This window comes from Bacteroides sp. DH3716P (assembly GCF_025914115.1).
Lineage (GTDB): Bacteria > Bacteroidota > Bacteroidia > Bacteroidales > Bacteroidaceae > Bacteroides > Bacteroides ovatus.
On record NZ_CP083673.1, the window covers coordinates 2,492,843 to 2,505,909 of the forward strand.

Here is a 13,067-nt window from a genome sequence, read left to right on the forward strand (position 1 = left end):
ATTAGCTTTTCAGCCTCACTAAGGCGAGGGGTCTGTTCCCTGTTATAACAACCTGTAAAATAGAGAATAGCTGATAGTCCAATTATAATTTTATATTTCATATTGCGAATATTAGGAGTAACAAACACATTTCGATGCGGAAAGCTTTTATTAGAAGAAATATAATTATTATTACATTCTTTGTATCTCAACAGAAACCATAAATACTTTTTTTGCATGATTCCCTGCATGATAGTTCTCAATTCCTATATATACCATTTCCAAAAACAGACAATAACCAAAAAGTTATAAAATATGCAGGCTTGGGAGTTTAGTATTCTTCATCTTATTATCAACTTTAATTATGCGCTGCTTTATACCATAATGTATTTTCTTTCAGCACAGTCATAGGATTGTCACTCGGATCGGATGTTGTTATACCGGAAAATGTATTGATAGGAATAATACCTTTGGCCATAGTGTAGAAATTTTTTGTATGGGTTTTATATGGAACAAGATGATTTAGCTGCTCTCTAAATTGGTTTAATAATATAGGATCGTTACAGAGTGAGGTTATATAATCTGCAAAATCATAAAATATTACAGGAGTATAACCATCTAAACGTTGGATTGTTCCCCTCAGGGATTTGTCAAAAGAATATTTACTATTGATACTTTTTATGATGGCTGCCATATTCTCCAGTTCTGAACAGTCCGTTACTGCTAATGTCCCACAAGGCATTATTTCATAGGTTGAATAAAAATTGTAAAATTCTTCACATCCCGATTGATAATCGGGATTCCCCAGTAAATATTCCCCAATAGCGGCATAAGGCATTCCGTATGCCATCATCTCACTGGTAGAACCAATCAAATATTTTGTAACATCCTTTAATTCATAGGCAACCTCTATAGATGACATATAACAGTCATCAAATAGAATATATTCCATTTTCATGCCTGCATTAGCAATACCGGAGGCTAGAGATTTTATATCTGTTTGGTATTCGGCGGTCAGTCCTCCAAAATAACGTGTCAATGGAACACCCTGATATTCCCAATGCATTTTCATGTGAGGTGCGGAACGCACTTTCATCTCATAAACAGGAAGCCATCCCATACCGTGACATCCTATAATCATGGTATAAACAGAAGCCGGAGCAAATGCCTTTACATCATTTAAAATTGCTGTTATCCCATCGATTGTCGTAAAAGGCGGAGACTTATATTTTTTAAGTATTTCACGTTTACATCTCCCGTGAGAAGACACAATTTCAAACATCATGGCCTCCGTACTACCGGTAGAAATAAAAACAATTACTTTCTCATTGTTCAGCCCTATTTTCGTTATACATTTTTCCAGGTCAGATATGTTATTATAAAAATAGTTCGTCAAATTTGAGGACCATGGCAAATACATGAATAATGTTTTCCGGTTGGCTTCTATCTTTTGATTTTCCTCCTTCTCGCATGAAGAAAAAAGTAAAATTCCTCCCAATAAAAAGATAATGCTAACCTTTACGTAGATTTTTTTCGTTGTTTTCATCCTGCAAATTGTCCAATAACTCATTATTACTTTTTTATTATAGCCTTCCATTGTAAAATCTCTATTTTATCTTAAATGTGAATTGTAAATAACCATTTCCTGATATTCATAGAATCAAATCCTCTTATAATCTTACAATATTATGACTCATTATCTCACAATATATTGAATATTCTAATAAACAGCATGAATTTAATCGTTTATAACACGAGATGATTTTCTTTTCAATGCCCTATGGCAGTTCTCATTGGAGACACTGCCGAATGGCACTTGTTTCCGTTTCATTCTTGCAAAAAAAGATGAAACGGTTTAACAGGAACAACTGCCTGTTGAAACAATACCGGCACCAATGTCACAACAGGCAGTTTTATGGTTACTTATGGCAGTCCAAACCGATTTTCAAAGCCAAATCGCTCCGGCTTCCACATCCCCTGACTTATAAGTGTAAATTATAAACTCTTCAAGCGCTTCTTTCCATGTAAGATTGAAGGTTCCCATAATTGAATGTATGGCACGATTACTTTTTTCATCAAGCCCGTCTTCTTCCACCCCTTCGGGGTTCGTGTCTTCGTCTACCCCCACAGTCTCTTCACGGCTCCAGAACACCACTACCGGAATGTTTAGGTTGATATCCCATGTACCACGCTGGATCAATATTCCGGAAGGTTTATAGAACGGATCAAAAGTACCTGTTTCCGGATTGCCCTTGGATTTGTAGCCGTGATAAAGACGAATTTTCAGGTCGAATTCCTTACGGTCTTTCAAAAAACGGATAACTCCTTTCAAACCTATCGGGTTACTGTCTCCTGTTATTTCAGCTTCCTTGCTATGTTTGGTCTTGTCCCAGGGGGTAGTGTCCACATAAAGATAATCCACCAATTTCTGCGGTTCATTGTCATCGGCTTCCGGCTGACCGTCAAATGTGGGTTTTACATTTTCAGGCGTGAAGAAATGTTGATGAATATTATCCTGCCCGTTTTCTATAAACTGGCTGTTCATCAAATCTCCTTTGGCGTTATAGTAATAGATGAACATCAAATAAACGGGAGCCGGGGTGTATTTCCCATAAGTATAGTAGTCTCCATTTTTCTGCACGTAGAACTTGCTTTGACTGCCTTCGGCAAGCCTCCAACCCTTGCCGGCTTTCAGCTCATAAGTTATTTCCTGAATACGTTTCATGTGCTTGGCCGGAGATTCCGGATTCTGGTGAGGTCCACCGACTTTCTGTATTTCATTCCAGTCTGCATGCAGGTGACATTCCACAAGACGGATAGTCATTTTGGAAGGATCTTCATGCAATTTATTATCTGTCTCATTTTCAGGAATTACAGGATCTTTACTGCATGAATTGAACAACAACGAAAGAGCTGTTCCTATCAGGAACATCAATGCGATTTTACATACATTTGTTTTCATTTTTTATTTATTTGGTTAATAATAATTGTTATAAATCAAAAACTCCAGTTCACTACACAACGTACATCAGATCCCATGTCATGTGCATAGTAGCGTGAACGGTTAGTGTATTCTTTATATTCTTTGTTCAAGATATTGTCTGCCGCTATCATGAATTGTAGTTTGTATCCGTATTTTACAGGACACTCAAAGCTAGCAGCGAACCCCAAGAGGTGGTATGCCGGAGGGGTATAGGGAATAAGATCCGTATTCGAGTCAAACCGGGTCTGTTTTGCCACGAATCGATGTCTGATACTCAAACGTAATTTGGAATGCGATTTGGTTTCGTGAAGCCATGAGAGGTCATGGCTGAAACGGGAAGAGGGGATATAAGGAAGGTAATTTCCTGTCGTCTGTTCATTTGCCCGTATAAAAGAAGCAATCAGGTGATAATCCCATGAATTTATGGGCATGAAGTGAAAGTCAAAATCCATTCCGCGAAAGAAAGCCGGGGTCTGTTTGTATTGGAATACAGGGTATACCCCCGAAATAACAGTGATGGTTTCTTTCTTCGGTTCATCATAGATATAGCCGCTTATCCATTGCAGGTAACCGTCCATTCGGGCACTGAATACCTTATTGCTGTAACTGATGGAAGATATCCATTTATAGCTCCTTTCGGAGTGCATGGTAGAATCTCCTTTGACAAACATTCCGGATCCGAGTTCATTTCCGTTGCTATATAATTCATACACGTGAGGAGCTCTCCAGGCCAGCCCGAAATTAGTGGTGAGCTTCCATTGGTCAGAGAAATGATGATGACCTCCCAGACTGTATGATACGTTATTGAACTTTCTTGTTCCTCCATAGAGACTTCCTGTCCAGTCATAACCACTGGCACGGGTTTCCTGTCCGTCAAAACGAATACCTGCTTCAATTCCTCCTTTACTGTAATTATACTTCCCGATACCATATATTCCCATCTGTGTCTCCGTATAGTTGGGAATAACGGGAACAATACCTGTTCCTGCCTGACTGTGATTATCAATGAACATAATTTGTCCCCCAACCTCTGTTTGCCATGAATTATAATTCAATTTCCAGCAGAGAGAGTTTTGTAATGAGTTTAAGTGCAGGGAAACAGCTGGAATGTCGGAACCCAGACGCCGGATGCGGTTTTCCTGTCGGTCGTCCTTCTGCCAGGAACTTTGCCAGTAAAGATTTCCTGCGTTCCGCATACTGAACTTCATTTTACCAATGGCTGTCTGATGGGTAACTTTTTGATATGGGTATGCGATACTTCGCGTGAAAGGATCTGTGTACAGGGGACGTCCCAATCGGATACGTTCTGCCAGCAGATCTTCACTTCCCATCTGGGCACTGAACATTACTCCCGTCCGGTTGTAAAAGTGACTGTAGAATCCTTCTATTCTTAAACGTCCACGGTCATAGCCGAGTAAAGCGGAGGTATGATGTTCTCTGGCTCCAGTGTTATTTAGAAGATAGTTTGCGGTGGAACGGTCTCCGGAATTTGAATATGTCCCCTGTACTCGCCAGGCAAGGTCACGGAGAAAAGGGAAAGTGCCTTCCAACTGTCCGGTCAGCACATAACGGTGACCATTACTTCCATAAAGTATGGAAGTCTTTCCTTTCAAGGCCTTCTTCCGGAAGGGTAAGGGAGCCTGTTCCATGACAATAATTCCTCCCAAAGCTTCTGAACCATATCGTACCGCGTCAGAACCTTTTATCACCCGAATGGAAGCGTTTCCGTTCATATCCACTTCAGGAGCATGATCAACTCCCCATTGTTGGCCTGTCTGGCGGGAACCATTGTTTATGATTAATATCCGGTTGCCATACATTCCTTGGATGACAGGTTTGGCAACTGTCGTCCCCGTACTGATGGAACTTACGCCACTGACCTGTTCAAGCAGAGAGGTGAGAGAAGTTCCCAATGCGCGATTGATTGCGAAGGAAGTAAGGTTGTTGCTTACCGTATTCCGAGTCACTCCGGAGCACTCACCGGTAATAATGACTTCTTCCAGAATTTTTATCTCCGGATAAAGATATACTGTTTGAATATTCACCTTTTTGAATGCCTCACTCAAATATATATATTGAGATTTGTAGCCCAAACTCTGTACAAGAACTGTATCCTTGGAATTTGTCTTCCAAGGGATAATGATTCTTCCTCCGGTTGAACTGGCAAGGGGTTGATTCTCCAATAAGATGTAAGCTCCTTCAATCGGACGTCCGGTTTCCTTATCTACAACCAACAGTGTCCTATGTGTATCTGATTGCTGTCGGTATTTCTGTGCATACATCCTTGTAGGAGATATTGCACACAGCCAGACAATGAATAGACACACATATTGGAAATATGCATGAAATGTCATACTTTACGAAAATTGTAATGAAGTTATAAATTGTTTAAGATAACCAAAGGGCACAGCATCCCTCTTTCACATGTCATCTTATAATGCATGCAACCCATGAGAGGGATTGTAATAGTTGGACAGGAGGAGCGCGGAGAGACAATAGGGGAAAAGTAACAGTAATGTCCTTCTCCTTTTGGATAAGATATTCAACGGGGTTCTCTGTCTGAACGCAATTGTACTCAAAGCTCTCGGCTTCGGTAAATGAAGATAAAGTGAACAGGCAGATAGCACATTTATCGGCAGAATCATGATGGGAAGATTGTTGCTCATCATGAGATATACATAAATCTTCTTTGTGAACATGAAAGGCTTTCACAAAGAAGAAAGGCATCATAGTCAGCAACAATAAGCATGCCACTATGGCTCTGTATTTCCGCTTTTTTCTTGCATTATCCATTAGGTTGTAAAGATAGCAGATTGCATAATTGTACGCAATACCTATAAATGATGATTTTACGATCAAGTACGATTAAATATATTGTCCCGATTATTTTGATATGGGAATCAAATAAATCGACACATCGTTACCGGCTGTATGATAACAGGCTATAATAAATCTTCCTATTTTTATTCCTGTTCATATTGGAGGGCCTGTGTAAGATGCCCCCTAAAACCAAAATGATTCTTCTCCCAGAAAATATTCAGTAATGATCTCTTGATAAGTTTTGACCGATGAGCATTATTATTTTAAAATCAAGTACTTCGATTCTCATATAATTGTTTTTAAATTCGTTTAAAATTGAACGGTGTCCAATTGTTACGATAATACTTCAGTTCACGTTGATATTTCGAGGACGCAAAGTACGGCTCATTCCCAAAGCATAAGAGAAAGGATTGATGTCGAAATCGCGTTCAAATGTTCCGGTTACCATATTCTTTCTTTGCGGAAGTGTACCTGGAAAGTTTTGGTTACGCCAATTTCCTTGTACAGATATGCCAGCTTTTATCTTGTCTTCATTCCAATAGAAAGATTTTTTTATATTTATTGGTCGAGAGAGGCTACTACTACCCTCCTGAAGTTAGTAAACGGAATCATTTTTTACTTCCTCTTTTTTTCTTATTGTTGTGCATTAATAAATAAAGCTCTTGCAAGAAAAAAAAGGAATATTTTTGTCTTAGATATCATTGTGAATTTCAATTTAAATATAAACACAATATTGGACCGGATCAATTTGTCACAAATCATTTTATAACGAAGAAGGTATGTGTATGGACATATTAAAAAGAATAGCGTCACTCGTCAATACCAAATCATTAGCACCAATCATTTGAAAAACAATATACAAAAAACGCTTTCCGCCAATCTCCTTTAATTGGGCGGAGTTAAGTTCAAATCTTACATTATCCAAATATATATCCTTTACAGAAGAAAAGAGACCATTCAAGACGTTCTTGCTCCATTTATTCTTTTCCCATTGCAATGAATCATGATCCTTAATTACAAATTCCACATACTGTATCCATCTATCTATAGAATTGGAAAACTTATTTTTCACATCACCATAATTACTATTCTTAAGTTTATTTTTCACAAACTCATGCAAATCCGGTGTTGAGTAGGCTATCAACTCATTCTTCAATTCACTTAAGGGTTTAAAACCGGTGAATATTTTATCAAATTCTGCAAGCAACAAGCCACCATTACCCTTTGCATACATGCTTAAATGTAGTGTAAGCATGTTGCCTGTGTCGCTTTTTTCTTTCAGAGTTGTACTGATTTCCACAGCATACGCACTTTCATCATATGAAAAAATGTGACCATTAAATAGAGATGGATTTTCATATATCCCTCTCATATACTTCTGTTTTATAAAATCTGTATTTACAGTAACCTTTCCTTCATAATATTTATTCTTGTCAAACAGAAGTGATATTCTTTTTTTAGACCTACTATTATTGTACCTAAGATAGAAAGAAAGCTGATTTTGCTCATATTTTATATCTTCAAGAACCGTCTTCTCAAGATCTTCCAGAGTAAAAAGATATTTTTCTCCCCCTACATTTATAGAATAAAAGTCCACTAACCGGCCTAAATTCTCAATTGTAAACATGTTCACTTTATGTAATCTGTAAAAGCTATCAAAATCAAGCTTTGCATAATAATCAGCATTTGCTTTCCACTCAGCTTGTGCACCATTAACCATTTGATAATCGTCAGGTTTGCTCACAAAGCCGGTAAAAGTGAATTCATTCTTAAAAGGTGAACCATTTACCGTGCCTGTAACATATAGCACAAATGAGCCTTTTTGATAATCTTTCCTTTTCACTACAGCCTCAGTTATTTTTATCATTTTCCCGTTTATCTGCAGCGTCTCTTTCTGTGCTTCAACAAGTCCTAACGCAACATTTATATCTCTAGACATATCAAATCTAAAATAAGCTGCAACATCCTCTTTAGCCACAGCGGGAACTGATCCGGATTGTTCACTATGAGATTCTTCCTGTTGCCTGGGATGTCGATTCCGGGATTCAATCGGATCATTCTCACCACAAGCAACTAATAACATTATACAGACAAGAAATAATAGGCACCTTTTTATGTTAAAATTTCCTACCTTAAACAAATCACATGTCCTATCACACATAAACATTACTGTCTTTTCAATATATATTGTGCTGCGAGCCGCCCGCTATTGTTGAAGATTTCCGTACTGTCAGACAAGACCACTGCGTCGTCGAGAACTTTATAATATGTTTTGGCACCCGATGAAGGAGTAACCAGTTCAATGATGTTTTCGCCTATCATATTATATACACCGCTCTCTTCAAAAATACCATTCTCCTCACCCAGATACTCACTCCGCAAATCATAAGTTGCATCACTATTAATTTTCAATGTCGTTTTGATGCCACCACAGTCGGCACAAGGTAATATGCCTTCATAGGTGCCATAACAATCTTTGTTTTTGCTATCCACTACTCCGGCAGCACTATTTTCTTGTTGTTTATATTTCTTCCCAGATCCAACACAGCCTGATGTTACTATTATCATGGCTGCTACCAATAAATGCAATTTAATCAATTTCATAATTTAAAATATTTAACATATAATTTGAGGTTAATTATAACTCGCAAGATCATTATATACAAAGACTTATTGTAAATGCATAGCAGTATATAACGAAATTATCTTCGTCTCACTCGCTATGCATTACAATAAAATTAGAAAAAAAAGAAAACTATTTAACCGTCACATTGATAGTTCCCGTTTTCTTATCCTTATCTGTAACTGTAATAGTAGTTTTTCCTGCCTTAACTCCTCTTATGTTGACTTTATTTTCCTTGACTGATACCGTAGCAATATTGACATCTTTCGCAACGGCAGAATATGGCTGTGCACCACCTTTTACTGTTACTATACCATCTTTTCCAACACTCACAGTAATAGATTGTTTATCAAAATCCAGTCCTTTTGGAGTTTTTGGGGTCTCTTTTACAGTTCTTACAGTTACAGCAACTTTTCCTGTAACTCCCTTCCGGTCCGTAATAGTTATCATTGCTGAACCATCTTTTACACCGGTAATTACAATCGCATTTTTATCTGATTTCGCAACTGCGATTTTTGCATCACTTGATTTCGTCGTATATGGTGCAGTACCATTACTAACAGACACAGTAACCGTTTTACCAACTGCAACTTCTACTTTATTAGGACTGATTTTTAAATTGGGCTTATCATCATCCTTATCACATGATACCAATACAAAAGAAGTTAAGCAACAAATCACTAATGCCATCGATTTTAAAAAAGGTTTAGTTTTCATTTTTGATAAATTTAAATTAATAGATAAAATGCTAATGAGTACTCATAAATAAAAAAGTCAGATTTTTCTTACTTTTTCTTTGCCAGCAAAAATAATAAAGCGAAATTGTATTTGAATTATAAAATGATTTTAAAAATCTAACACCTCAATTCATATACATCTAACAATCAACACCTTAGTGTTATGAAACATTATTTTATCTCACATTGAACTAACATCTGTTCGAAAAGCATAAAAAAACAATATTATTCCAATATCAAACTTAAAAAAATATGTTTCACATTGCTAATTCTGATTATATGGTCAATCTTCATAATAGAGTGATACACTATTATAACACCGACTGTTACAGTATCCCTAACAGTGTTTGAAAAAGACCCTTTTTATGATATTTCACAAATACCATATATTCCCTATAATATTATTCTTAATTAGTGAATGAGCCATTCAAAGTAAAAATTGAATGTATTTTTAGCATATTCTATAAAAATCAAGAAAGGATGGCCAATTCAAAAAGTATTTTATCCAACAAACGGAACATTCTTTTTACAAGTTGAAGGTGGTATCACTCAACTATAATTGTGGATGATCAAAAACGTGTGTTCAAACCATACACAATAAATCTTCTATAGCACAAGATTTCTTGAACAGCAAGAGATAGGTACTCGCAAGTCCACGACAAAACGTTTTCCGAGGGGATACTGACGAACTTAAGGATATTGAAATGAGGTACCATACAAAAGTCGGTTGTTGTCACCAATATTATCTTAAAATAACTCATCTACAAAAGCTATGTGTTGTGACATCGTATTGTTAAAAAAACATTGTCATAAACGTCTGACGTCTCTTGATAGATTTACTTTTAGAGGGTATCATATAGCTATCTTCCATATCGTTTCGAGTCGCTTTCTGTACTCATTTGATATCATTCAGGCCATACTCTTGAACATTCACTCATGCAATAGGGGCACTTAAGTTCTAATAAATAGATTATCTCGCTAGCAGTCTCATCTCTCACCACACAGCTAGATTTATTATAAAGTTAAATTCAATGCTCGTGCAAACGGCTGTTTGTTCTGATTTAATGTACTCTTTGTTTGAAGGCACAAAGATATAATGAGTATCTAATATTCAAATAAACTTTGTTTTAAGACTTTTTATGACACAAACAAATACGAATGATTTGAAAAATAAATTGATTCTCTTTCATAAGATGTTCTTTCCTATAAGTTAATAAAAAAAACACTTTATATAATTTTTTTTCTCTTCATTTTTTCGAAAAGCCCCAGTCTTCCATTTTTTATAGAATATCATTTACATATTCCTATTTTTTCCATCCATGCATTATATACCTCATTTTTAGGTGAAGTTCACCCACTCTCTCCTCTTATTTTAGTCAGATTATGCTGCCGTTCTTTTTTTTTCTTCGTGACCTTTTCAATCATACATACCGCATTGAACGTATGTACTCCAAAGAAAATCCAAAATATTTCCACTTCCCTGTTTCTGGCTTTTTATTCTGGTCTGTAAATAATATTATTTCTACATTTTAAAACTTCCTTTCAATCTGGTAGCACTTTCATGGCTGAGTTCTGACCATCAAATCTTACGAAATGGAGCAATTTAGATAGCTCAGACCTTGTACTTAAAGAAGTGTTTTGTAAAACTTTTTAAATTGATATTATTAGTGTAGCTTGAATCCGCAGCAAGTACCTTAATCCTAACTTTGATCAGTTGTTGTAAATGAATACAGTCTTTCAAATGTATTACTTCGTTAAAAGCCGTAAAGGAGATATGTTCTATAAAGGAGATTTCATCTATCTGTATACTGTTGACTTTGCCTCCGAATTAAACGGATTTGTTTTTTCTTGCCTTAATAATAGTCTGGAGGGACTAAATATTAAGGAAATTTGCTAATTACTGACGAATCACATTAACGATTTAGGATTGGTTAGTGAATGAAGAGGGGCAATCTGAACACCACTAAATAACTGGTAACGAATATTACTAGTTAAATATTTAATCAGTTATGAATATGAAAAGTTGATATAGGACTTCAAGACTACCAAGGCCATTTTATTTTCAGGAGAAAAAAATAACTTTTACCCCCCCAAAAAAAGGAGAGGATGTCAAGCATCTGTTGGGTTATTCCCAAGAAAGTGAACAGAGTATGGAAGCTGCTGATTTATTCGTTACAACTTTGACGATAATTTTTAAGCATATCGAGCGGTGTAAAATCTACCTAAACAAAACACGATTTCTTTTATATCTTTATCGTGTATTTTTATTTTAGATTTTCATCGGTTGGATTTAACCGATTGAAGAATAAACTTTTAGCAGAGTATTTGAGAAATAGAGGTAACGAATTAGCAACCGTGCAAATTTCAGCGATTTGCGGTGCTATGTTGTCAAATAACTCTTTGTAAATACAAATAAAATATTTAGTACAATTTTGAAGACATCATTAATAACCTTATTTATATCCATACACCTTTGGTTTGTTTCCCTATATTTATTGATAATCTTTTATTCACATATTTGGTAAATATTTCAATCTACGTAGATTTTATAACTAATAGAGTATAAACAATACAAGCTATTCCAACAAATAAAGCTACGGCAGAGCATTTGGTAAATATTGTATCTTTATTTTTAATACCATACATAAGCCCAATAATAGCACATAAAGGAATACCGACAGGAATAATCGTCAGAAACCAAATGAGTATTTTATGATACCCATTGCTGTTAATACTTTGTTTTTCAAATTACTCATAGCTACCATTCTCATTGCTTGTTACTCTTCGCATCTCTTTCTTTATTCATCAACCGCCAAATAGCTTTCTGATATTTCAACTTGGCGAACATCTCGTCATCTTGGTTATCTATCTTTAAGGTCATTACCCGAATACTTGGGGCAGTGGGATATCGGCTTCTCACTATATCATCCACTAGAAACCCGCATAGTCCGGTAGCCGGTTCTGTAAACAAGAAACCTTGAAACATGAGATTAATATAGTCTGCATTTTCGCAAAGATACGCCTTGTACCTCTTATATGTATCCAACTTCATATAATCTTCTGCACGGCTGCTGAAATTTGGCTTGGCAATTTCTTCGCATAAGGCAGATTCTAATTTGCTGTAGGTGGCAGTATCTAAATCTCCCCACCAATAATGATCTTCGGGATTGACCGACATATCCACCCATTCAGAAGCCTCCCAGTAGTCTATCGCAAACACAATTGAATCGGCTTTCTCTTTGGATGAGTAATAGATGGAATCTTTCTCCCAACCTTTGAATATACTTTCAATAGAATCTATTTTCTCTTTCCTAATTTTATTATATATGTTTTTTAAATCGTAGCCATGAGGTAACGATATTTGAAAAACACCGTTTTCAATTCTTGCATTCACCTTTGGATTTGTGATTACCGTATCGTCAAGTACAAAAGCTATATGTTTGCCAATTGCCTTTTCTGTTTCTTTTGCCCATTTTTTTAGTTTATGCTTGCTTATTTGCCCCACAATTACGCATGTCCCATTTTCATCAGAATCCATTCGTAACGAAACAAAATCTTTTACTGTTACAATAGACTCTTTAGCAATACTGTCTTTTTGCTGTGATAGGATGTGATACCATCCATTCTCATAGTGGGTTTTATGTATTTGATTACAGGAAGCGAAATAAGCAATTAAAATAAGTATTCCGAATAAATTCTTTTTTTGCATGTTCTTATATAATAAAAAAATAAACTGTTATCTGTTCCTGAATTGTATCCGTCAGATATATTTAAAGCATTATGTTTCAAATTAGCTACTTCTCCAAATATATAAGCAAAAGTAGATTGTTTGCCTTTTTAAGAAGACTGTTCAAATCTGTTTTGATATTGTTTTTCTTGATCACAACTTATAAGATGGATTGTGTATAGTTATTTCATCTCGCCA

At 36.0% G+C, this 13,067-nt stretch carries 8 protein-coding genes and 1 pseudogene; all 9 read right to left on the minus strand.

Annotated features, from left to right (window positions below; translation table 11 throughout):
• Positions 1-337 precede the first annotated feature (337 nt).
• Positions 338-1,525 (minus strand): clostripain-related cysteine peptidase, encoded by a 1,188-nt coding sequence (locus tag KQP79_RS09250; RefSeq protein WP_008771494.1) that lies wholly within the window; start codon positions 1,523-1,525, stop codon positions 338-340.
• A 399-nt stretch (positions 1,526-1,924) separates the two neighbouring features.
• Positions 1,925-2,941, minus strand: a complete 1,017-nt coding sequence (locus KQP79_RS09255) for a hypothetical protein (RefSeq protein ID WP_004313753.1) — start codon at positions 2,939-2,941, stop codon at positions 1,925-1,927.
• Between the two features lie 35 nt (positions 2,942-2,976).
• On the minus strand, positions 2,977-5,316 hold the full coding sequence (locus KQP79_RS09260) for a TonB-dependent receptor (RefSeq protein WP_004318683.1): 2,340 nt from the start codon (positions 5,314-5,316) through the stop codon (positions 2,977-2,979).
• A gap of 73 nt (positions 5,317-5,389) precedes the next feature.
• Entirely contained in the window at positions 5,390-5,755 is a 366-nt protein-coding gene (locus KQP79_RS09265) for a hypothetical protein (RefSeq protein WP_008017067.1), read from the minus strand.
• A 286-nt stretch (positions 5,756-6,041) separates the two neighbouring features.
• Positions 6,042-6,341, minus strand: a pseudogene (locus KQP79_RS09270) (hypothetical protein); the annotation flags it as partial.
• 204 nt (positions 6,342-6,545) lie between these two features.
• Positions 6,546-7,949: a hypothetical protein gene (locus tag KQP79_RS09275; RefSeq protein ID WP_004318688.1), complete on the minus strand. Its 1,404-nt coding sequence runs from the start codon at positions 7,947-7,949 to the stop codon at positions 6,546-6,548.
• The gene (locus tag KQP79_RS09280; RefSeq protein ID WP_004318689.1) at positions 7,949-8,386 is read right to left on the minus strand and encodes a copper resistance protein NlpE; all 438 of its coding nucleotides are present in this window, start codon (positions 8,384-8,386) and stop codon (positions 7,949-7,951) included. The genes KQP79_RS09275 and KQP79_RS09280 overlap by 1 nt, the downstream gene beginning before the upstream one ends.
• Positions 8,387-8,537: 151 nt before the next feature.
• Positions 8,538-9,122, minus strand: a complete 585-nt coding sequence (locus tag KQP79_RS09285) for a pilus assembly protein N-terminal domain-containing protein (RefSeq protein WP_004318691.1) — start codon at positions 9,120-9,122, stop codon at positions 8,538-8,540.
• A 2,787-nt stretch (positions 9,123-11,909) separates the two neighbouring features.
• Positions 11,910-12,851 carry a SecDF P1 head subdomain-containing protein gene (locus tag KQP79_RS09290; protein ID WP_004311519.1) on the minus strand — a complete coding sequence of 314 codons (942 nt, stop codon included), beginning with the start codon at positions 12,849-12,851 and terminating at the stop codon, positions 11,910-11,912.
• Positions 12,852-13,067: the final 216 nt, after the last annotated feature.

Excerpts from the sequence above, each read along its gene's own strand:
- KQP79_RS09250 (WP_008771494.1), bottom strand. The coding sequence starts at position 1,525 with ATGAAAACAACGAAAAAAATCTACGTAAAGGTTAGCATTATCTTTTTA.
- KQP79_RS09255 (WP_004313753.1), bottom strand. The coding sequence starts at position 2,941 with ATGAAAACAAATGTATGTAAAATCGCATTGATGTTCCTGATAGGAACA.
- KQP79_RS09260 (WP_004318683.1), bottom strand. The coding sequence starts at position 5,316 with ATGACATTTCATGCATATTTCCAATATGTGTGTCTATTCATTGTCTGG.
- KQP79_RS09265 (WP_008017067.1), bottom strand. The coding sequence starts at position 5,755 with ATGGATAATGCAAGAAAAAAGCGGAAATACAGAGCCATAGTGGCATGC.
- KQP79_RS09275 (WP_004318688.1), bottom strand. The coding sequence starts at position 7,949 with ATGTTTATGTGTGATAGGACATGTGATTTGTTTAAGGTAGGAAATTTT.
- KQP79_RS09280 (WP_004318689.1), bottom strand. The coding sequence starts at position 8,386 with ATGAAATTGATTAAATTGCATTTATTGGTAGCAGCCATGATAATAGTA.
- KQP79_RS09285 (WP_004318691.1), bottom strand. The coding sequence starts at position 9,122 with ATGAAAACTAAACCTTTTTTAAAATCGATGGCATTAGTGATTTGTTGC.
- KQP79_RS09290 (WP_004311519.1), bottom strand. The coding sequence starts at position 12,851 with ATGCAAAAAAAGAATTTATTCGGAATACTTATTTTAATTGCTTATTTC.